Here is a 22096-nt window from a genome sequence, read left to right on the forward strand (position 1 = left end):
TCAGCTTTCCGGAACGAGGAAGATCGCGGCGAGCGGCGGAATGGTGAGACGAAGCTCGCCGTCGGCGGCCTGGACTTCGCCGATATTGCCGACATTCGTGCCGCCGTAATGGGCGGAGTCCGAATTGAACACCTCCTTCCACTTACCGGCAAAGGGTGCGCGCACGCGATAGTCGTGATAGACGTTGGGTGAGAAGTTGACGATCACCAGACAACGCGAACGGTCGTCGAAGCCCTTGCGCAACCAGGCGAACACGTTGCGGTTGGCATCGTCGGCGATCACCCATTCGAAGCCGGCCTGGTCACAGTCCATCTGGTGCAGCGCCGGCACCGCGCGATAGACCCGGTTGAGGTCGCGGATCAGCGACTGGATGCCGGAATGGGGTTTGTATTCGAGCAGGTGCCAGTCGAGCGACTGGTCGTGATTCCATTCGCGGCTCTGGGCGATTTCCGCGCCCATGAACAGCAGCTTCTTGCCGGGATGGGCGAACATGAAACTGTAATAGGCGCGCAAATTAGCAAAGCGCTGCCACTCGTCGCCGGGCATGCGGCCGAGGATCGAGCGCTTGCCGTGCACGACCTCGTCGTGTGAGAGCGGCAAGATGAAGTTTTCCGAAAAGGCGTAGTGCAGGCCGAACAGGATGTCGCCGTGGTGGTGCTTGCGATGGATCGGGTCCTTGCTGATGTAGTTCAGCGTGTCGTGCATCCAGCCCATGTTCCACTTGTAGCCGAAGCCGAGCCCGCCAAATTCGACCGGGCGGGAGACCTGCGGCCAGGCGGTGGACTCCTCGGCTGCCGTGGTCGCCTGCGGGAAGCGTGCGAAGACCTCGGTGTTGAAGCGGCGCAGGAAGTTGATCGCCTCGATGTTTTCGCGGCCGCCATACTGGTTCGGAATCCAGGCGCCGGGCGGCCGGCTATAGTCGAGATAGAGCATGGATGCGACGGCATCGACGCGCAGGCCGTCGATGGCATAGCGCTCCATCCAGAACAGCGCGTTCGACACCAGGAAGTTCGTCACTTCGGTGCGGCCGTAATTGTAGATCAAGGTGCCCCAGTCGAGATGGCGGCCCTGCAGCGGGTTGGCGTGCTCGTAGAGGGCGGTGCCGTCGAAGCTGCCGAGGCCGTGCGGATCGTCGGGGAAGTGACCGGGCACCCAGTCGAGCAGTACGCCGACACCCTCGCGGTGACAGGCATCGACGAGGGCGGAAAAATCCTCCGGCGTGCCGAAGCGGCTGGTCGGGGCATAGAGGCCGGTCGGCTGATAGCCCCAGGATCCGTCGAAGGGATGCTCGCTCACGGGCAGGAATTCGAGATGGGTAAAGCCCATGTCACGGGCATAGGCCGGCAACTGCTCGGCCAACTCGCGATAGGTCAGCCATTCATCGCCGTTCTTCCGACGCCACGAGCCGAGATGGACCTCGTAGATCGACATCGGCGCAGACAGCGCGTTGATGCCGTCCGGCGACGGACGCGGTCGCGGCAAATGCGCTTCGTCGAACACGATGGAGGCCGTCTTCGGACGGACCTCGCTCGCAAATGCCATCGGATCGGATTTGAGCGGCAGCAGATGACCGTGCGGGCCGATGATTTCGAACTTGTAGTGGTCGCCGGCCTTGGCATGCGGAACGAACAATTCCCAATAGCCGGCGCCGCGCACCCGCATCGGATGGCGCCGCCCGTCCCAGAAATTGAAATCTCCGACCACGGACACGCGCCGCGCGTTCGGCGCCAACACCACGAAGCCGATGCCATCCACGCCTTCGAGCCGCATGGGATGCGCCCCGAGCTTGTCGTAGAGGCGCTGATCGGTGCCTTCGCCCAACAGATACAGGTCGAAATCGGTCAGGATCGGCGGAAACCGGTAGGCATCCTCGAACTCGACGACATTGCCCGCGAATTTCGCGCGCAATTGATAGTGCTTCGAGCCATTGGGCAGGGCTCCGATGAAAAGCCCTGCATCATGCACGCGGTCGAGCGGCGCGACTTCGCCATGCTCGCCGACCGCCTCGACATTCGAGGCCTCGGGAAGAAAGGCACGCACCACGCTTTTATCGCCCTCGGGATGCAGCCCGAGATAGTGGAAGGGGTCGGAGTGGCGGCCCTCGATGATCGCATAGGCCTCGGCAGGTAGTTTAGGCATGGGCTTCGCTCCCGGTGCTGGACAGAATGCGAAGCAGTCCGGTCAGCGGCGCATGGAGCCCCTCGGGCCGGTTGGACAGCTCGTACTCTACTTCATTGAACGCGTGATCAAGCAGGAAGAACCTTAACAGGCCTTCCGCGGATTTCCGATCCTCCGGCCACAGCCGTCGGTCGGTCATGGCTTCGCGATAGGCGGACAGGAAGGTCGCGGCGGCCCGCTCGCGCCATTCGTCGAGCGCGGCTGTGATCCGGCCCTGCTCGTCGGAGGCACCCGTGAGCGCGCGGCTCAGTGCCGCGTTGACCGAAAGGTCGATCGAGCGGATCAAGCCGGCGACGTCGCGCGCGGCAGGCAGCTTCCGCCGCTTGTCGGCCAGCGGCAGGCGCGGATCGCCGTCGAAGTCGATGATGAAGATATCATCCTTCACGATTAGAGTCTGCCCGAGGCGGAAGTCGCCATGATGACGGATGTTCAGCCCGCCGATCCCCGAAGGCAATAGCGCATCCAGGTGGTCGGGCAGGGATGCGCGTGCGGCGGCGAGCTGCTCGATCAGCGGCCGGTCGGCTTCCCGCAGGTCGGCGCGGCCGTCGGCCAGTCTTTCGAAAACCCGCTCGGCCCGCGCCTTTAGGTCGGACACAAGTCGCTTCACGTGCGCAGGGCCGATCGGCTCGGGGGCGAGATCGTCCGGCTTTGCCGCCGCCAGGGCAACATGCAGCTCGCCGAGCCGGCGGCCGATCTGCGCGAGGAAGTGCAGGTAAGGCGCTTGCTCCTGGGTCTCGCGGGGCGCTTCGCCTGCCGACAGCACGCGCTGCTCGTCGATATAGCGATCGAGATAGCCCGTGGTCACGGCCCAGCCGTCGCCCTGGTTCTCGACATAGGCATGCATCACGCCGAGCGCGCTGCGCTGGTCGCCCTCGACCAGCTCGACGCTGCCGAGCAGCGCTGGCGTATTCGCAAAGCGCGCGACCTCGGTAAGATAGTTGCCGATCTCGATCTCGGGATTGATGCCGCTTTCGAGCTGCCGATAGATCTTGGCCACGTACTGGTTGTCGACCAGCGCGGTGCTGTTCGCTTGCTCGATCGCGCGGATGCGTTCGGGCTCCTTGATGGTGTAATCGGCGAAGCGGCTGGTTGCCTTGAACTCAAGCCGCATATTGTTCTCATCCACCACCAGGTTCTGCGACAGGTTGCGGAGGAACAGGCCGATGAAGATCTGGTCGGTGGCGACGTCGAGCAGCGTGCCTTCGCGCGCGCCCTGGCGCACGGCGGCCAGCGCCCTCGGATTGAAGCGCTCGCGGTCGAAGCGTACCCACTCGATCTGCATCGGCAGGACGTAGCGCGACGAGGCGTCCTGCTCTGTTGCCTGGAAGAATGCGATCCAGGGCCTGTTGTCGCCGATGTCGCAGAATGGAACCGCCGAGGTCAGCGTGGTCTTGATGTGCTTCGGATTGTGCTCGGGATACCACCGCGTACGCGACAGGAATCCCGGCAGCACGTCGCGTTCGAACACGCCGCGTTCGCGGGCGAGCGACACCCAGTTGGAATTCACAGGCACCACCAGAGTCTCGAACTCCGGCACCGCGCGCGGCGTCACCGGCTCGGACTTGTCGCGCTCTTGAAGCTGGAACCAGTAGAAGCCGTAGGGCCCCAGCGTGATCATGTAGGGCAATTCGCCGATCGCGGGGAAGCGGGTGCGGCCGAGCATCTCCTGGGGAATGCGGTCCTTCCAGGGTGACAGGTCGAGCTCGGTGGCCTGCGCTGCGCGCGACAAATTGGCGACGCACAGGATCACCTCGTCACGATATTGCCGGACATAGGCGAGCACGGCGCGGTTGGCCGGGCGGATGAAGGTCATGGTGCCGCGGCCGAAAGCGAGCGTCGACTTGCGCACCGAGATCAGCCGCTTGGTGGCGCTGAGCAACGAGGACAGGCTGCGCGACTGCGCCTCGACGTTCACCGACTCGTAGCCGTAGACCGGGTCCATGATCAGCGGCGCGTAAAGTCGCGCCGGGTCGCAGCGCGAGAAGCCGCCATTGCGGTCCGGGCTCCATTGCATCGGCGTACGCACGCCGTTGCGGTCGCCGAGATAGATGTTGTCGCCCATCCCGATCTCGTCGCCGTAATAGATGATCGGCGTACCGGGAAAGGACAGCAGCAGCGAGTTCATCAGTTCGATCTTGCGCCGGTCGTTGTCCATCAGCGGCGCAAGGCGCCGGCGGATGCCGACATTGATGCGGGCGCGAGGGTCGTTGGCGTAAGTGGTCCAGAGATAGTCGCGCTCGACGTCGGTGACCATTTCCAGCGTCAGCTCGTCATGGTTGCGCAGGAACAGCGCCCATTGGCAGCTTGCGGGAATGTCGGGCGTCTGGCGCAGAATGTCGGTGATCGGGAAGCGGTCCTCCTGCGCGATCGCCATGTAGATGCGCGGCATCAGCGGGAAGTGGTAGGCCATGTGGCATTCGTCGCCACGGCCGAAATATTCCTGCACGTCCTCTGGCCATTGATTGGCTTCGGCCAGCAGCAGCTTGCCCTTGGAGTAGGAATCCAGCTCCTGACGCAGTCGCTTGATGATCGCGTGCGTCTCCGGGAGGTTCTCGTTGTTGGTGCCGTCGCGTTCGCAGAGATACGGGATGGCATCGAGCCGGAAGCCGTCGACGCCGGCGTCCAGCCAGCGCTTCATCACCTGGATCAGCGCGCTGACCACGCGGGGATTGTCGAAATTGAGGTCCGGCTGGTGCGAGAAGAAGCGGTGCCAGTAGAACGCGCCGGCCTCATGATCCCAGGTCCAGTTCGACTTTTCCGTGTCGGTGAAAATGATCCGCGTGCCCTGGTATTTCTGGTCGGTGTCGCTCCAGACATACCAGTTACGGGCGCTCGAGCCTGCGGGGCTGCGACGCGCGCGCTTGAACCAGTTGTGCTGGTCCGAGGTGTGATTGACGACGAGCTCGGTAATGACGCGCAGTCCGCGCTTCTGCGCTTCCTGGATGAAGCGCTTGAAATCCTTCATGGTCCCGAAATCGGGATTGACGGAGCCGTAGTCGGCGATGTCGTAGCCGTCGTCGCGGCCGGGCGAGGGGTAGAACGGCAACAGCCAAAGCGCGGTGACGCCGAGCTCCTGCAGATAGGGCAGTTTCTCGGTCAGGCCGGCGAAATCGCCTATGCCGTCATTGTTGCTGTCGGCAAATGCCTTGACGTGGAGCTGATAGATAATGGCGTCCTTGTACCAGAGCTCGTCCACGATCTCGGCAGCCTCGGCTTTATTGGTGTCGACGGAAGACAGAACATTCATGGCGTGAACCTTTACGCCAGGCAGCGGAACAAGAGCGCGGGATCGCGGTCGGGATCGATACGCAACCTGATCCCGCCCCATTCGATGCGGGACTGTTCGCCGGTGACAAGATTTTCGAGTGTGGTGACATGGTGTCGCTGACCGCTGGCGGCAACACTGACCTCTCCAAGCGGCAGCCAGACTTCGCGCACATGGCGCGACAGGGCGATCGCGATCACGACGGTGTTGGCGGGATCGGCAGCATCCTTGACGAAGGCGATCGTCTCGTCGTCCTCGATGCCGATGAAGCGCAAGTTCGCCGTCTGCTGGAGTGCGGCATTGTCGTTGCGGATGCGGTTAAGCACGGCGATGTAGGACTTGATGTTGCCGGGCCGGTCCCAGTTGCGTTGCCGGATCTGGTACTTCTCGGAATCCAGATATTCCTCGCGGCCGGGGATCGCCTCGTGTTCCAGCAGCTCGAACCCGCTATAGAGACCGTAACTGCCCGACAACGTCGCCGCCAGCGCAACGCGCGACTTGAAGGCCCAGGCTTCGCCGCCCTGGAGATGATAGGGCAGCAGGTCGGGCGTGTTGACGAACAGGTTGGGGCGATAGAAGTCGCGCTCGGGATAGCGCGTCAGCTCGCCAAGATACTGCTCCAGCTCCCATTTCGTCGTGCGCCACGGGAAATAGGTGAACGACTGTGCGAAGCCGAGCTTGGCGAGGCCCTTCATCAGTTTCGGCCGGGCAAACGTCTTCGAGAACAGGATCACCTCGGGATGCCGGCGGCGGATGTCGCGGATCAGCCAGTCCCAGAACGGGAAGGGGGCGGTGTCGTGATTGTCGATGGCGAAGATGGTGACACCATGGTCGATCCAGAACAGCATGGCGTCGCGAAACGCATTCCACAGTCCAGCCCGATCGACCGATGCGAAATCGGGAATCACGATATCCGAATAAGGGCCATCGCCCGCCCGCACCGAGCGGTCCGGTCGCCATTTGAACCATTCCGGATGCTGCGTCAGCCAGGGATGGTCAGGCGAGCACTGCACGGCGAAGTCGAGCGCGAGTTCGAGGCCATACTCGAGACAGGTTGCGACCAGCGCGCGGAAGTCCTCGATGGTGCCGAGCTCGGGATGCAGCGCATCGTGGCCGCCCTCGGCGGAGCCGATCGCGTAGGGCGAGCCGGGATCGCCTTCAGTCGCTACCGGCGCATTGTTGCGGCCTTTGCGACGCGTGCGGCCGATCGGGTGGATCGGCGTAAGATAGAGGACGTCGACACCCATCGCGGCGATATCAGGCACGCGCGCGATGCAGTCGCGCAGCGTGCCGTGCTGGCCTGTGACCGGGCTCTGGCTGCGCGGCATCATCTGGTACCAGGCGCCGAAGCGCGCCTTGTCGCGGTCGACGGTCAGCGGAAAGGGCTGCGAGCGGGTCAGGTCGGGCCGGGACTGGCTCTCAGCCATGGCATTGCCGAGCTCGGCCGCAAGCAGCGGGGCGACATCGCCAGTCTGAAGATAATCCTCGCACTGCCTGACAATGACGGTCGCGGCGTCCTGTCGCGCGCCGTGCGCCTTGGTCAGGAGTCCGGCCCCCTCGATGGCATCCAGGCTGACATCAGCTCCCATGCGCTGCTTGCGCGCGACCCCGTGCGACCAGGTTGCGAATTCGTCGGTCCAGGCCTCGATCGCATAAAAATACTGGCCGGGCTCGACCGGCGTGAATGCGGCGGACCAGCGGTCATTGCCGTGATGGATCATCGGCTCGCTCCGCCATTCCCGGTTCTGCTCCTGTCGCCAGATCAGCGCGGCTCCGACAACGGCGTCGCCGTCGCGATAGATATCCGCCCAAACCTCGACCCGTTCGCCCGCGATCCGTTTCACCGCGAAGCGGCCGCCATCGATCAGGGGATAGATGTCTTCGATGAGGAAAGCGCTGCCGGCAGCGGCGCTCTCGACAGTTTGAATTGTCTTGTTCACGGTGATGCCATTGACAAGAAAGCAGGAGCCCGTTTCCCTTGCCGGGAACCACGCTTGGTACCACAATAGAAAGCCGCTTGTGTGTCATTGGTTCCCAAGGGAACGGCAGGCGCGGCTCGCGACTTAACCCCGACTAAGCTCTTCCGCGACCTCTAGAATCGATGCCCCCGGCCAGACAATGGCTTGCAAGCTGCGTGCCGAATGGATCTTTTAACTCAAGCCCAGATCAAGGGCGTTCAATCCGAATTCGTCGATGCCCTCGGAAAGCTGCGGGTCACCGATCCCGTGGCCCTCAAATCCATCCTCGAGGCCTTGCCTGAAAAGCGGGTCTATCGCTTCGTCGAGGGCCCGGTGGTGCTTCGCGCCTTGAGGCATTCGCGGACCGAACTGGCGGCCACCGGCCGGGTGCCCCTCAAATGGACAATCACCGGCAACGCGAAGGTGATCGCGCAAGGCGAGACGCGCGAGCCCGTGATCGCTTGGCCTTCTGACTTGCCGCTCGGTTACCACCGCTTGACATTGACCGACGCCGAAGGTGCGACGGAAGAAGTCCCGATGATCGTGGCGCCCGAGCGGGCGTACGGCGGTGATTTTGACCGTGGCTGGCTGCTCGCCGTGCAGCTCTACAGCATTCGCTCCGACCGGAATTGGGGCATCGGAGATTTCACCGATCTGGCCGGCCTCGTCCGGCTTGCCAAGCAGCTTGGGGCAGACGGCGTCGGACTCAATCCGCTGCATATCCTGTTCGATGACCATCCGGCCGATTGCAGCCCCTATTCCCCCAACAGCCGGCTGTTTCTCAACCCGCTCTATATCGACGTCGAGGCGATCCCCGAATTCGCGGCAGACCTCGTACCGGATGCCGCGGCGACCGCTGCGCGGCTGCGCGAGGGCGACCGGGTCCCCTACGCCGATATGGCTGCGCTGAAATGGCGGGCCTTGCGCGCCGCCTTTGAAGCTTTTTTGACAAAGGCGAGCGGCGTCCGCCGCAATCAGTTCGACGCATTCCGTGCCGACCGCGCGCCGCTGTTGTCCCGCTTCGCCTGCTTCGAGGTGCTGCGCCACCGTTTCGTGTCGCCGTGGTGGGAATGGCCGGTTGAATGGCAGCAGCCGGACGACGCCAGATGCGCGGAGCTGCGAAACGGTCCCGACAAGCGCGAGGTCGAGTTCGTCGAATTCGTGCAATGGACGGCCGACAGCCAATTGCATGCGGCCAAGGAGCTTGCCAGCCAACTCGGAATGCGGGTCGGATTGTACCTCGACGTCGCCGTCGGCGTGCAGTCCAACGGCTTTGATGCCTGGAACGAGCAGGTTGCGATCTCGCGTCATCTCGCGGTCGGCGCGCCACCCGATGTGCTCAACACCGCCGGTCAGGACTGGGGTCTCGCCGGCTTCAATGCCGGTGGCCTGGAAGCGCAGTCCTTCGTGCCCTTCGCCGATATGCTGGCGGCCTCGATGCGCCATGCCGGCGCCATCCGGATTGACCACGTCCTCGGCCTGAAGCGGCTCTATCTTGTGCCGCGCGGCTTCAAGCCCGACAACGGCGCTTATGTGCAGATGCCGTTCGAGGCCCTGCTCGGCGCCATCGCGCGCGAGAGCGTGGCGCATAAGTGCATCGTGATCGGCGAGGATCTCGGCACGGTGCCGGAAGGTTTCCGCGAGACCATGCAGGATTTCGGCATCTGGTCCTATCTCGTCATGATGTTCGAGCGGGACGATGCCGGCCATTTCCGCACCAGCGACTTCTACCGACCCAATGCGCTGGTGACGCTGAACACTCACGACCTGTGCACTTATGCAGGCTGGCGCTCTTTCAGCGATCTCAGGGTAAAGCGCTCGCTCGGGCTCGATCCCGGCGAGAACGAGCAGGACCGCTGGGATGCGCTCGGCATGCTCGACGAGATCCTGCGCCAGAACGGCATTACCGCCAACGACCTCTATTCGGTGCTTGCCTTCCTGTCGCGCACGCCGTCGCGGCTGTTGGCGGTGTCAATGGAGGATCTGCTCGGCGTGCTCGACCAGCCCAACATCCCCGGCACGATCGACGAGCATCCGAACTGGCGCCAGCGACTTCCCGTCGCGCTCGACAAGATCGCCTCGAAGGTCGACCTCACGGCCTTGCGAGCGGCGACGCGGGAACGTTCGCTGAATGGCGGGAGTTGATCGGGCGGGGATTTCCAGGCTCGAGAGACATTGACCCAGAGAATCGAAGACTACGCGCTGATCGGCGATTGCGAGACCGCGGCGCTGGTCGGGCGCGACGGCTCGATCGATTGGCTGTGCTGGCCCGCCTTCGATTCCGACGCCTGCTTTGCCGCCATCCTCGGCACCCACAAGAACGGCCGGTGGCTGGTCGCCCCTGGCGAGGACGTCACGAAAATTGCGCGCCGCTATCTCGGCCACACTCTCATCCTCGAAACACGCTTCGAGACTGAGAGTGGAACCGTCGCGCTGATCGACTTCATGCCGCCGCGCGGCAAGGCGTCCGATATCGTGCGGCTGGTCCGCGGCGTCAGCGGCACGGTGAAGATGCGGATGGAGCTCGTGATCCGCTTCGGCTTCGGCGTGGACATTCCCTGGGTGCGACGGATCGATCATTCGCTGCTGGCAGTGGCCGGCCAGGACATGACGGTGCTGCGGACGCCGGTGAAGACCCGCGGCGAGGACTTGACCACGGTCGCCGACTTCGAAGTGAAGGCGGGCGAAACCGTGCCGTTCGTGCTGACCTACGGCCCTTCGCATCTCGATCCCCCTGAAGCGATCGACCCTAAGATCGCGCTCGAGGAGACCGAAAAATTCTGGACCGAATGGTGCAGCCGCTGCACCCACGATGGCGAGTATCAGGATCTCATGCTTCGCTCGCTGATCACGCTGAAGGCGCTGACCTTCGCCCCGACCGGCGGCATCGTCGCGGCGCCGACGACGTCGTTGCCGGAAAAGCTCGGCGGGGCCAGGAACTGGGACTATCGCTTCTGCTGGCTGCGCGATGCCACCTTCACGCTGCTGGCGCTGATGAACTCGGGTTATACCGAGGAAGCCCTGGCCTGGCACAATTGGTTGCTGCGCGCGGCGGCCGGCGCGCCGGCGAACATGCAGATCATGTACGGCATCTGGGGCCAGCGGCGATTGCTGGAATGGGAGGCCGGCTGGCTCGACGGCTACGAGGGCGCAAAGCCGGTCCGCGTCGGCAACGCCGCGCATGCGCAGCTTCAGCTCGACGTCTATGGCGAGTTGATCGACGCCTTCCACCAGTCGCGCATGGCCAAGCTCGAGCTCGACGAGGAGACCTGGGCGCTGGAATGCGCCGTGCTCCAGCATCTCGCCGAAGTCTGGGATCGGCCCGACCAGGGCATCTGGGAGCGGCGCGGCGAGCCGAAGCATTACGTTTTCTCCAAGGTGATGACCTGGGTCGCATTCGACCGCGGCATCAAGAGCGCCGAGACCTTCGGCTTCAAGGCACCACTGCTGCACTGGCGCGCCCTGCGCGAAGCAATTCACCGCGACGTCTGCAACAAGGGATTCGACGCCGAGGAAAATGCCTTCGTGGAATCTTACGGCTCGAAAATGCTGGACGCCAGCGTGCTGCTGCTGCCGGCCGTCGGCTTCCTTCCGCCCGACGATCCGCGCATCCGCGGCACCATCGCCGCGGTCGAACAATACATGATGCGCGATGGCTTCGTGTTGCGCCATGATCCGCGCGAGGTCTCCGCGGAGACCCAACCGATCGAGGGCGCGTTTCTGGCCTGCAGTCTGTGGCTTGCCGACGCCCATGTGCTGGCCGGCCGTCTCGACAAGGCGCAAGTGCTGCTTGATCGTGTGATCGGCATCGCCAACGATGTTGGGCTGCTGGCCGAAGAATACGATTCAGTCGCGCGGCGCCAGACCGGCAATTTCCCGCAGGCGCTGACGCACATCGCGCTGATCAACACCGCGCATAATCTGTCGGCGGCGCGGCAGGAGTGCGATAAGCCGGCGGTGCAACGGTCGAAGTAGGGACTTAAGCGACGCCATTCCGCTTCAGGATCATCTCCATCGCCTCGGCAAATCCGTCCTGCTCGTTGCTTGCCGTGACGTGGGTCGCCTGGTCCTTGACGCTGTCGGTGGCGTTGCCCATGGCGATGGAGGTGCCGCTGACGCGGAACATCGCAAGGTCGTTCTGCATGTCGCCGATGGTGGCTACCGCATCGGTAGATATGCCGAGGCGCTTGGCCATCGCCTGCACGAAGGTGCCTTTGTTGACGTTAGGCGGAGTGATGTCGAGATAATAGGTCTGCGAGCGCACCGCGGTGGCCTCGCTGCCGAGCGCCTGCTGCATCGCCTTCTCGCAAGCCTCCAGGCCTGCCGCATCGGCGCTGGCGCCGACGATCTTGCAGGCGCTCGACAGGTAAGGAGAAAAGTCCGTCACGATGGTGGGGTCGGAGCGGATCGTGTGCTGCTCATGCGCGACGTATTTGCCGCTGGGGTTGTCGATCAGCCATTTGTCGTAGGTGAATAGCCAGATGTCGGCGCCGAACTCGCGCAGGATCTGCAAGGCGCGCTCGGCGGCACTTGCGGGGATCAGGTGCTGTTCGACCGGCTTCATCTCGGGATCGACGATCGAGGAACCGTTGAACGGGCCGACCGGGAGCCACAGCGCCAATGGCTCGATCAGGAAGCGCATGCCGATCGCGGGACGACTGGAGGTGATGGTGAAGCCGACACCGGCCCTGTGCAACTGCTGCACTGCAGACCTCGCGCGATCCGTCAGCGTCTTGTCCTTGGTCAGCAGCGTGCCGTCGACGTCGGACACCACGAGGGAGATTTGCGTCATGACAGGACTTTCACTTTCGAGGTCTCAGCGCTTCGTCCCGCCAAGCTTCAATTGCCGTACCACGCCATCCACGATCGCTTCGACGGTTTCGTCGATCGAGACGGTGATGACGTGCTCGGCCGCTTCCGGCGGCTCCAGCGTGTCGAACTGGCTGGTCAGCAACCCTGGCGGCATGAAATGGCCCTTGCGGCGCGCGAGCCGCTCGGCGATCAGCTCCTTGGTGCCCTTCAGGAACACGAAGCGGACGTCGTCGCGTCCGCGCAGCAGGACGTCGCGATAGGTGTGCTTCAGGGCCGAGCAGGCGATGATGACATGCCCGCCTTCGTTGCAGACCCGCGCGATCTCGTCGGCGATGGCATTGAGCCAGGGCCAGCGGTCGTCGTCAGTCAGGGGGTGACCGGCCTTCATCTTCTCGACATTGCTGGCGGGATGAAAGCTGTCGCCGTCCTCGAAGCGCCAGCCCAGCCGCTCGCCGAGTGCTTCAGCAACCGTGCTCTTGCCCGAACCCGACACGCCCATCACGATCAATGCACAAGGTGCTTCAACGCCCACGAATTCCCTCCGGAAGCGCGGCCTGGTCGACCAGCCAGACGGTCTCACCATTCGAGCGCGCGCGTAACGCCGGAAGAGTCTCGCCATTGAGGAGGCGCGTCAAGATCGGCTGCTTGTCGTGCCCGGCAATCTCGAACAGCATCTCGCGGCACGAGGCCAGAGCCGGCAGGGTGAGCGAGACCCGCGGCACGAAAGGCGCGACATTGGCCTTGGGCACCCCGACGACCCAGCGTTCGGTCTCTTCGATCGCGGGATAGCCCGGAAAGAGCGAGGCGGTGTGGCCGTCGGGGCCGGCGCCCATCAGCACCAGGTCGAACAGCGGTCGCGTCGGATCGAGACTTTCAGAACCGTAGAAGGCCTGCAACTCGCGCGCATAGGCCTCGGCGCCCTGGTCCGGGTTTTCAGCCGTGGTCGGAATCGGGTGGATATGACCGGCGGGCGCATTGCCATCGAGAAACGTCGCGCGGGCCACAGCCATGTTGTTGAGAGGATCGCTCTCGGGCACGAATCGCTCGTCGCCGATGAACCAGTGCACGCGGTCCCACGGGATCTTGCCGCGCCGGGGAGCGCCGCCGAGCAAATGATAAAGCCTCTTCGGGCTGGAGCCGCCGGTAAGGCAGATCGCGATGCGCGAGGGGTTGGCCGCGATCCGCGCCATCACCCGTTCGGCCGCCGTCTGCGCCAGCGCCTCGGCATCAGCTTCGACGATCAGCGTCGGCTGTTCGGCCGTTGCCATCACGAATACTTCCGCCAGCTTCGCCCGTCCCGCCGCAGCAGCTCGTCGGCGCATTTCGGGCCGTCGCTGCCGGCGTCATAGGTCTCGATGCCGTTTGTGCCGGCCTTTTTCCAGGCGTCCAGGAACGGCTGCACCGCCTGCCATCCCGCTTCGACGCCGTCGGCGCGCTGGAATAAAATGTTGTCGCCGATCATGCAGTCGTAGATCAGCGTCTCGTAGCCCGTGCTGGGGTCCGCTTGGAAAAAATCGCCGTAACGGAACTTCATCTCGACGCCGTCGATGGTGATGCTCGGTCCCGGAATCTTGGCGTTGAACTGCAGCTCGATGGTCTCGGTCGGCGCGATACCGATCGTGAGGAAATTCTGCGAGAGGCGATCGACATCCGTGCCCGAAAACATCGACAGCGGCGCCTGCTTGAACTTGATCGCCACCTCGGTGCGCTTGTGGCCGAGCGCCTTGCCGGTGCGCAGATAAAACGGCACGCCGGCCCAGCGCCAATTGTCGATCAGGAGCTTGAGCGCGACATAGGTCTCGGTGGTGCTGTCGGGCTTGACGTCCTCTGTCTTGCGATAGTCCGGAATCTCGTCGTCGCCGATCTGCCCCGCAAGATATTGCCCGCGCACCGAACGCCGCAGCGCCTCCTCTTCGGTGGGCTGCTGGATCGCCGAGAGCACGTCCGCCTTCTCGGAGCGCACCGAATGCGCATCGAAGCGCGTCGGCGGTTCCATCGCGACGAGCGACATGAGCTGGAACAGATGGTTCGGCACCATGTCGCGCAGCGCGCCGGTCGCGTCGTAGAACCCGCCGCGATGACCGACGCCGAGCTTTTCCGCGACGGTGATCTGGATGTGGTCGATATGGTTGCGATTCCAGATTGGCTCGAACATGCCGTTGGCAAAGCGCAGCACCAGGATGTTCTGCACCGTCTCCTTGCCGAGATAATGATCGATCCGGTAGATCTGGTGCTCGTCCATGATCTTCAGAAGTTCGGCGTTCAGCGCGCGCGCCGAGGCGAGATCGGTGCCGAACGGCTTTTCGATCACCAGCCTGCGCCAGGCACCGTTCTCCTTCATCATGCCGGTGCGGCCGAGTTCGCGCGCCGTCGGCGCGAAGGCAGCGGGCGGGGTGGCGAGGTAGAACAGGCGGTTGCCGCCGGTGCCTTGCGCGCATTCCAGCGAATCCAGATGTTCGCGCAAGCGATCGAACGACGGCGGGTCCTTCGGATCGGCCTCGACGAAGGTGACGCATTGCAGCAGCTGCTTGGCGATGTCGTCGTCCACGGGACGCGTCGCGAACTGCCGCAACCCCTTCATCAGGCTCTGGCGCAACTCGTTATCCGACTGGCCCTTGCGGGCGACGCCGACGACGCAGAACTTTTCCGGCAACAGGTTCTCGGCGGCGAGATTGTACAGCGACGGCATCACGAGTCGATGAGTGAGGTCGCCGGTCACGCCAAAGATGACGAAGGCGCAGCTTTCCGGCTTGCGCTTGGCTTGCGGGTCTTTTGTCACGAATTGTCGGCCTTCGCTTTGTTACTGATTATTTTGGCTTTGCCGCGCCCGGCTGCTTTGGCTCCTTGTGGCCGCCGAACCCCGCGCGCATCGCGGAGAGAATTTTTTCGGCGAAGGTGTGTTCCCGGCGGGAACGGAAACGTGTGTAGAGCGCTGCTGTCAGCACTTCGGCCGGCACGGCCTCGTCGATCGCCGCATTCACGGTCCAGCGCCCCTCGCCGGAATCTTCCACGAAGCCTGAATATTCCGTGAGCTGCGGGCTGTCGGCGAGCGCCGTCGAGGTGAGGTCGAGCAGCCAGGACGGGATCACTGAGCCGCGCCGCCAGACTTCGGCGATGTCGGCGAGATCGAAATCGTAGCGGTGATCCGCCGGCAAGGCCTCGATGTTGGCGTTCTTGAGGATGTCGAAGCCTTCCGCATAAGCCTGCATCAGGCCGTATTCGATGCCGTTATGGATCATCTTGACGAAATGGCCGGCGCCGACGGGACCGGCATGGATGTAGCCCTGCTCGATGCGGGGATCGCGGCCGTCGCGGCCTTCCGTGCGCGGAATGTCGCCGGCGCCAGGGGCGAGTGCGGCGAAGATAGGATCGAGCCGGTCCACCACCGGCTTCTCGCCGCCGATCATCATGCAATAGCCGCGGTCGAGTCCCCAGACGCCCCCGGACGTGCCGACGTCGACATAGTGGATGCCGCGTTCCTTCAGCGCCTTGCCGCGGCGGACGTCGTCCTGCCAGAACGTGTTGCCGCCGTCGATGATGACGTCGCCGTCCTGCATCACGCCTGCGATCGTATTGATCGTGGTCTCGGTGATGTGCCCGGCAGGCAGCATCACCCAGGCCGTGCGCGGCCGCTCGAGCTTGGCGATGAAATCTTCCAACGTTGCCGAGCCGACCGCGCCATCTGCGGCGAGGCCAGCTACGGCCTTGGCGTCCTTGTCGTAGACCACGGTCGAATGTCCGTGGCGCATCAGGCGGCGAACGATGTTGCCGCCCATTCGGCCGAGGCCGATCATGCCGAGTTGCATTTGCAATCTTCCCTTAGTTCAGCGCGTCGTTGAGCGCCGCATTGAGTGCCGCGAGACCCTTCTTGAGGCCGCCCTTGAGGTGCACCCGCAGCGCGCGCCGGCCGCGCTCGGTGAGCACGTCGAAATCGCCGCGTGCCTGCGCCGCCTTGATCACGCCGAAGCTGGCCTTCTGGCCGGGCACCGCCAGGTCCTTCGCATCATCCGCGGTGATCTGAAGGAACACACCGCTGTCGGGACCGCCCTTGTAGGCCTGGCCCGTCGAGTGCAGGAAGCGCGGGCCGAACTCCGCACAGGTCGCGACCTGCCGCTTCTCGCGCACCTCGAGCCGCATGGCCTGGAGCGCGTCGATGGTCGCCTTGTCCCGCGCGATATAGCCGAGCAGGGCGACATAGTCGCCATGATTGGAGCGCGACAGATGCGCCTTCAACCACGAGGTAAGGTCGCCATTGGCGCCGGCGGCGCGCAGCGCAGTCGCGTTGGCCTCGTCGGTATAGAGGTCGGCTTCATCGGTGCTGATCACCGGCTGCTCTTCCGGCAAGGTACCGGTCTTCTCGAACGAGGCAGTGAGCTCGCGGGTCTTGATCTTGGCCGCTTCCACATCTGGCTGGTCGAACGGGTTGATGCCGAGGACCGATCCTGCCACCGCCGTCGCCATCTCGAAGCGGAAGAACTCCTGGCCGAGATGGTCGACCGACTTCATCACGATACGCACCACGGGGTGCCCGGCCGCTTCGACCGCGGCGAGCTGCGAATCATGGGCCGCGTCGGCTTCGCCTTCGATGCGGATGTCGATGAAGAACCGGTCGTTGCCGTAAACCGAAGGATCGCCCAGCGGCTCACCCTCGATCGGGATCAGGCCCTTGCCTTCCTTGCCGGTCGATTCGGCGATGAGCTGTTCGGCCCAGGCGCCGAAATCGGCGATCTTCTTCGAGGCCAGGATCGTCACCTTGTCGCGGCCTTCGAGGCCGGCAAGGCCCATGGCCAGGCCGAGCTGCACCCCCGGGTTCTCACTCGGCGGCACGTCCGGTCCGCAGGAACGCGCCATCGAGAGTGCATGCTTGATGAACGTCTTGACGTCGATGCCGGCGGTCGCCGCCGGCACGAGGCCGAACGGCGACAGCACGGAATAGCGCCCACCGATCGAGGGCTCGCCATGGAAGACGCGGGCGTAATTCAGCTTCTTGGCGGCCTTTTCCAGCGATGAGCCGGGATCGGTCACCGCGATGAAGCGAAAGCCGGTCTTCGCCTTCGGGCCAAGCGCTTGCGCAACGCGCTCGTGGAAATAGTCCTTCATCGCGTTCGGCTCGGTGGTGCCGCCGGACTTGCTGGAGACGATGAACACGGTGTTGGCGATGTCGATCTTCGCCTCCATCGCCCGCACCTGCGCCGGGTCGGTTGAGTCGAGCACATGCAGTTTCGGGAAGCCGGGCTTTTTCCCAAACGTCTCGGCCAGCACTTCGGGCCCGAGGCTCGATCCGCCCATGCCGAGCACGACGGCGTCGGAGAATTTCTGGCCCTTCACCCGGCTCGCGTAATCTTCATAGTCGGCGACGTTGGCTTTCGCGGCGCTGTCGAGCCAGCCGAGCCATTTGTCCTCGTCTGCGCCGGTCCAGACCGATTTGTCGCGCTGCCACAGCCTGCGGATCTTGGCGGAAGCACGCCATTCCTCTGTGCTCTTGGCGACCGCCTTGCCGAGCCCATCGCCGAGCGAAAGCTGCTGGCGGTCGATGGCAGCACCGAGGACGGTGGCGCGCTTGTGCGCGACGGCGCCGTAGAGCTTGTCGGCGGCGTCCGCGAATTGCTTGACGCCGTCCTTGACCAGCTCCTCGGTGATGGCATCGAGCGAGATGCCGGAACGCTCCAGCTCTTCCAGCACGCGGTGGGCGTCCTCGACGTTCTCCTCCAGGCTGTCGCGCGGCTTGCCGTGGTCTCGGAACGCATCCAGCGTTGCCGGCGGCACGGTGTTGATGGTGTCGGGGCCGATCAATTCTTCGACATAGAGGACGTCGCTGTAATCCTTGTTCTTGGTGCCGGTCGAGGCCCACAGCATCCGCTGCGGCTTGGCGCCCTTGGCGGCGAGCTTGTCCCAGCGGGCACCCGAGAACAGGCGCTTGTAATCCTGGTAGGCGACCTTGGCGTTGGCGATCGCGACCTTGCCCTTGAGCGCGGCCAGCCTCTCCTTTTCGGATGGGTCGTTGACGCGGGCGATCTTGTCGTCGAGCTGTTTGTCGACCACGGAGTCGATGCGGCTGACGAAGAAGCTGGCCACGCTCGCCACATGCGAGGGGTCGCCGCCGCCGGCGACGTATTTTTCGAGCCCGGCGATGTAGGCTTCCGCGACCTGGAGGTAGACCGCCTTGGAGAACAGCAGAGTGATGTTGATGCTGATGCCGTCGCCGATCAGCTCTTCGATCGCCGGCAGGCCCTCGGGCGTCGCCGGCACCTTCACCATCAGGTTCTTGCGACCGACGCTCTTCCAGAGCCGCCGCGCCTCGGTCACGGTGCCGGGCGTGTCGAGCGCGAGATAGGGCGAGACTTCCAGACTGACATAGCCGTCGCCGCCCTTGAGGCGGTCATAGACCGGGCGAAGCACGTCGGCCGCGTTCTGGATATCCTCGACCGCGACAGCCTCGAACAAATCGGCTACGGTCCGGTCGCCGCGCTTCAGCGCCTTGCCGATCGGGGCGTCATATTCGTCCGAGCTGCCGATCGCCTTCTCGAAGATCGAGGGGTTGGAGGTGACGCCCTTGACGCCGTCGGTCTCGATCAGCCGCTTCAGGTCGCCCTTGGCGATGAAGCCACGGGCCAGGAAGTCCAGCCAGACGGCTTGTCCGTGCTTTTCCAGTTCTTTGACGGGATTCATGTTGCTTATTTATCTCCAAGCCTGCGGGCGAGGGGTTTCCGCGCCGGTCGTGACGCGTTATCCTCTAGCTTACATGCGCGCGTGTGGGAACCAATCAAGGCTACAGGCGTCATTCCTCCTGTGTAACTCCGTCGCGATCATGGCGATCCAGGCAGCAGTAGCGGTTGTTGCGTAAAAAGTCGTTGGCCGAAGGTGGCCAGGGTCTGGTTGCGTAACGTCGGCCGCTTGGTCGTTAGCCAATGGCTGCGTGGAGTGCCACCAGCGGATTCCGGTCCGTCTGGTACATCATGGCTCGGTCGCGAATGGCCATGCTGGGGAAAAGCATGCACGCACATCCTGAAGGTTTGGCGTTTGCTGTTGCCGACAGCCGGCAATCGGCCGCGAGCATCGATGTATCCCGCGATCTTGAAATTAGTCGATGCGTGACGCAGTTGCGGCTGCTGGTCGCGGCGGGCTTCGCGATGACCCTGTTCAGCGCGAGCCTCGCCTTCGACTGGTGGGAGGGTTTCGGCGATTACGACACGACGCTCGGCTATGCCGGCGTCGCACTGTTCGGCCTGGTGACCTGCCGGCTGATCTGGATGCTGCCCGCCGAACGGGGAGCCGTGGTGGTCGTCACCCCCTACGGCATCCGTGACCTCCGCATCGGCAATCAATTTCTGCTGTGGGATTCGATCGCGGAGATTTCGGCTGAGGAGAGCCGCGGCCACCACATGATCGTGCTGACGCCGACGCCGGCCTTGCGGCGGCAGCTCCTCAGCATCCCCGATTTGGCCCGTTGCGCGCGAAACGATCGCATCGTCATCCCATCGGAGGGCCTGGCGACCGATTTTGATACATTGCTGCGCGTCTGCCGCGACTGTCACGCCGCCAGCCTTGCGCGCGCCGCAACGCAACAAGATGAACGTGGCACACAAGGTGGCGCTCAAGGCTTCGCCGTACAAGCGTCATAAGATCGCCGCTCGCGGATCGCTATGCTGCAGCGCCGGATGGTCGTATCCCCGGTAAGGCCCGGATGTTGCGAGCGAGTGACATTTTCTGGAAATGAGCGATGATGGACATAGATTCGCACAAATAACAGGCAGGTGCCTGTTCGTAACTCAACGAGTGCCTACGTTGTGCGTTGCGTCAAGTCGGCACCCGGGTGTCCAATGATCGTCATGTGCTCACGCTGATTCGAGAGTGGCGCTACGGAACGGTCCAGTCGCTGCTTTAGTTCAGTTGTGTAGCGGAACTCACGCGGAGAGGGATCATGTACAACGATTCTCTATTCAACGCTTTCGCTCGGTCGTTCGAGGCGAGAAGCCAGCACGACATGTCGATGGCGGAATATCTGGAATCGTGTCGAAGCGATCCCATGAAATACGCCAACGCGGCCGAACGATTACTAGCAGCGATCGGCGAGCCCCAAACGATTGACACGGCCAAGGACCCACGCCTTGGCCGTATTTTTTTGAACCGCACGATCCGCACCTATCCGGCCTTCGCCGGCTTCTACGGAATGGAAGAGACCATCGAGCGCATCGTCGGTTTCTTCCGTCATGCGGCGCAGGGCCTCGAAGAGCGAAAGCAGATCCTCTATCTGCTCGGCCCAGTCGGCGGCGGCAAATCCTCGCTGGCCGAGCGGCTGAAGTCGCTGATGGAAGTGCATCCGATCTACGTTCTCAAGGCCGGTGACGAACTCTCGCCGGTGTTCGAGAGCCCGCTCAGCCTGTTTGATCCCGATCAGTTGGGTCCGATGCTGGAAGAGAAATACGGCATTCCGCGCCGTCGTCTCACCGGTCTGATGAGCCCCTGGTGCTACAAGCGGCTGGAGGCCTTCGGCGGCGATATTTCCCAGTTTCGCGTCGCCAAGATCCAGCCGTCGCGGCTGCGCCAGATCGCGATCGCCAAGACCGAGCCCGGTGACGAGAACAACCAGGACATCTCCTCGCTGGTCGGCAAGGTCGACATCCGCAAGCTCGAGACCTATGCGCAGAACGATCCCGACGCCTACAGCTATTCAGGCGGCCTCAACCGCGCCAACCAGGGCGTGCTCGAGTTCGTCGAGATGTTCAAGGCGCCGATCAAGATGCTGCACCCGCTGCTGACCGCGACGCAGGAAGGCAACTACATCGGCACCGAGAATATCGGCGCCATTCCCTTCACCGGCGTGATCCTCGCGCACTCCAACGAAGCGGAATGGTCGAGCTTCAAGGCCAATAAGAACAACGAGGCGTTCATCGACCGCATCTGCGTGATCAAGGTGCCATACTGCCTCCGGATCACGGAAGAGCAGAAGATCTACGAAAAGCTGATCCAGGGCTCCGAACTCGCCGCCGCGCCCTGCGCACCCTCGACGCTGGAAACGCTGGCGCGGTTCTCGGTGATGTCGCGGCTGCGCAAGCACGAGAACTCCACGATCTTCGCCAAGATGCGGGTTTATGACGGCGAAAGCCTGAAGGAATCCGATCCGAAGGCGCGCAGCGTCCAGGAATATCGTGATGCCGCCGGCGTCGACGAGGGCATGGACGGCGTCTCAACCCGCTTTGCCTTCAAGATCCTGGCCGCTACCTTCAACCACGATCCGCAGGAGGTCGCCGCCGATGCCGTGCATCTGATGTACGCGCTGGAGCAGTCGATCAAGCGCGAGCAGCTGCCGGAGGAAGTCGAGAAGCGTTACCTCGAATTCATCAAGGCAGACCTGGCGCCGCGCTACGCCGAGTTCATCGGTCACGAGATCCAGAAGGCCTATCTGGAATCCTACTCGGATTACGGCCAGAACCTGTTCGATCGCTACGTCGACTATGCCGACGCCTGGATCGAGGACCAGGACTTCAAGGATCCCGACACCGGCCAGCTGCTCGATCGCGAGCTTTTGAACCAGGAATTGACGAAAATCGAGAAGCCGGCGGGCATCGCCAACCCCAAGGACTTCCGCAACGAGGTGGTCAAATTCTCGTTACGGTCCCGCGCCCAGAACGGTGGCAAAAATCCGACCTGGACCTCCTACGAGAAGATTCGCGAGGTGATCGAAAAGAGGATATTCTCGCAAGTCGAGGACCTGCTTCCGGTCATCTCCTTCGGGTCGAAGAAGGACGGCGAGACGGAGAAGAAGCACGGCGAGTTCGTCGCACGCATGGTGGAGCGCGGCTACACCGAGCGTCAGGTTCGCCGGCTCGTCGAATGGTACATGCGCGTGAAGCAGGCCGGTTGAGGCGGATGGGAGGCGGAT

Annotated in this window: 13 protein-coding genes; 4 read left to right on the plus strand and 9 right to left on the minus strand. The window is 63.5% G+C overall.

The window, feature by feature from the left end; genetic code table 11:
• From glgB to JQ580_RS17675, 3 genes are read right to left on the minus strand one after another with little or no spacing between them, the layout of a single operon-like run.
• Window positions 1-2139 carry a 1,4-alpha-glucan branching protein GlgB gene (glgB, locus tag JQ580_RS17665; RefSeq protein WP_212281330.1) on the minus strand — a complete coding sequence of 713 codons (2139 nt, stop codon included), beginning with the start codon at window positions 2137-2139 and terminating at the stop codon, window positions 1-3.
• A complete protein-coding gene (gene treS / locus JQ580_RS17670) occupies window positions 2132-5425 on the minus strand; it encodes a maltose alpha-D-glucosyltransferase (protein ID WP_212281331.1) in 3294 nt (1097 codons plus the stop codon). The genes glgB and treS overlap by 8 nt, the downstream gene beginning before the upstream one ends.
• A gap of 11 nt (window positions 5426-5436) precedes the next feature.
• Window positions 5437-7383 (minus strand): maltotransferase domain-containing protein, encoded by a 1947-nt coding sequence (locus JQ580_RS17675; protein ID WP_212281332.1) that lies wholly within the window; start codon window positions 7381-7383, stop codon window positions 5437-5439.
• Between the two features lie 201 nt (window positions 7384-7584).
• Between JQ580_RS17675 and malQ the strand changes: the two genes are divergently transcribed.
• Window positions 7585-9546, plus strand: a complete 1962-nt coding sequence (gene malQ, locus JQ580_RS17680; RefSeq protein WP_212281333.1) for a 4-alpha-glucanotransferase — start codon at window positions 7585-7587, stop codon at window positions 9544-9546.
• Window positions 9547-9576: 30 nt separating this feature from the next.
• On the plus strand, window positions 9577-11376 hold the full coding sequence (locus JQ580_RS17685) for a glycoside hydrolase family 15 protein (protein WP_212281334.1): 1800 nt from the start codon (window positions 9577-9579) through the stop codon (window positions 11374-11376).
• Between the two features lie 4 nt (window positions 11377-11380).
• Here JQ580_RS17685 and JQ580_RS17690 read toward each other — a convergent pair whose 3' ends face one another.
• From JQ580_RS17690 to JQ580_RS17715, 6 genes are read right to left on the minus strand one after another with little or no spacing between them, the layout of a single operon-like run.
• On the minus strand, window positions 11381-12193 hold the full coding sequence (locus JQ580_RS17690) for an HAD family hydrolase (RefSeq protein WP_212281335.1): 813 nt from the start codon (window positions 12191-12193) through the stop codon (window positions 11381-11383).
• A gap of 24 nt (window positions 12194-12217) precedes the next feature.
• The gene (locus JQ580_RS17695; protein WP_212281705.1) at window positions 12218-12712 is read right to left on the minus strand and encodes a gluconokinase; all 495 of its coding nucleotides are present in this window, start codon (window positions 12710-12712) and stop codon (window positions 12218-12220) included.
• A gap of 22 nt (window positions 12713-12734) precedes the next feature.
• Window positions 12735-13481: a 6-phosphogluconolactonase gene (gene pgl / locus JQ580_RS17700; RefSeq protein WP_212281336.1), complete on the minus strand. Its 747-nt coding sequence runs from the start codon at window positions 13479-13481 to the stop codon at window positions 12735-12737.
• Entirely contained in the window at window positions 13481-14992 is a 1512-nt protein-coding gene (zwf, locus tag JQ580_RS17705; protein ID WP_212281337.1) for a glucose-6-phosphate dehydrogenase, read from the minus strand. The genes pgl and zwf overlap by 1 nt, the downstream gene beginning before the upstream one ends.
• A gap of 28 nt (window positions 14993-15020) precedes the next feature.
• The gene (gene gnd, locus JQ580_RS17710) at window positions 15021-16019 is read right to left on the minus strand and encodes a phosphogluconate dehydrogenase (NAD(+)-dependent, decarboxylating) (protein ID WP_212281338.1); all 999 of its coding nucleotides are present in this window, start codon (window positions 16017-16019) and stop codon (window positions 15021-15023) included.
• Between the two features lie 13 nt (window positions 16020-16032).
• On the minus strand, window positions 16033-18882 hold the full coding sequence (locus tag JQ580_RS17715; protein ID WP_212281339.1) for a bifunctional transaldolase/phosoglucose isomerase: 2850 nt from the start codon (window positions 18880-18882) through the stop codon (window positions 16033-16035).
• Between the two features lie 302 nt (window positions 18883-19184).
• On the opposite strand from JQ580_RS17715, the gene JQ580_RS17720 reads away from it, so the two are divergent.
• A complete protein-coding gene (locus JQ580_RS17720; RefSeq protein ID WP_212281340.1) occupies window positions 19185-19835 on the plus strand; it encodes an STM3941 family protein in 651 nt (216 codons plus the stop codon).
• A gap of 299 nt (window positions 19836-20134) precedes the next feature.
• The gene (locus JQ580_RS17725; RefSeq protein ID WP_212281341.1) at window positions 20135-22078 is read left to right on the plus strand and encodes a PrkA family serine protein kinase; all 1944 of its coding nucleotides are present in this window, start codon (window positions 20135-20137) and stop codon (window positions 22076-22078) included.
• Window positions 22079-22096: the final 18 nt, after the last annotated feature.

It is taken from the genome of Bradyrhizobium sp. SZCCT0148 (assembly GCF_018129985.1).
GTDB classification, from domain to species: Bacteria; Pseudomonadota; Alphaproteobacteria; order Rhizobiales; family Xanthobacteraceae; genus Bradyrhizobium; species Bradyrhizobium japonicum_H.

What these genes read in the sequence shown, in the direction of transcription:
- glgB (WP_212281330.1), bottom strand. Translation starts at nt 2,139, where the DNA reads ATGCCTAAACTACCTGCCGAGGCCTATGCGATCATCGAGGGCCGCCAC.
- treS (WP_212281331.1), bottom strand. Translation starts at nt 5,425, where the DNA reads ATGAATGTTCTGTCTTCCGTCGACACCAATAAAGCCGAGGCTGCCGAG.
- malQ (WP_212281333.1), top strand. Translation starts at nt 7,585, where the DNA reads ATGGATCTTTTAACTCAAGCCCAGATCAAGGGCGTTCAATCCGAATTC.
- JQ580_RS17690 (WP_212281335.1), bottom strand. Translation starts at nt 12,193, where the DNA reads ATGACGCAAATCTCCCTCGTGGTGTCCGACGTCGACGGCACGCTGCTG.
- JQ580_RS17695 (WP_212281705.1), bottom strand. Translation starts at nt 12,712, where the DNA reads ATGGGCGTGTCGGGTTCGGGCAAGAGCACGGTTGCTGAAGCACTCGGC.
- pgl (WP_212281336.1), bottom strand. Translation starts at nt 13,481, where the DNA reads ATGGCAACGGCCGAACAGCCGACGCTGATCGTCGAAGCTGATGCCGAG.
- gnd (WP_212281338.1), bottom strand. Translation starts at nt 16,019, where the DNA reads ATGCAACTCGGCATGATCGGCCTCGGCCGAATGGGCGGCAACATCGTT.
- JQ580_RS17715 (WP_212281339.1), bottom strand. Translation starts at nt 18,882, where the DNA reads ATGAATCCCGTCAAAGAACTGGAAAAGCACGGACAAGCCGTCTGGCTG.
- JQ580_RS17720 (WP_212281340.1), top strand. Translation starts at nt 19,185, where the DNA reads ATGGCCATGCTGGGGAAAAGCATGCACGCACATCCTGAAGGTTTGGCG.
- JQ580_RS17725 (WP_212281341.1), top strand. Translation starts at nt 20,135, where the DNA reads ATGTACAACGATTCTCTATTCAACGCTTTCGCTCGGTCGTTCGAGGCG.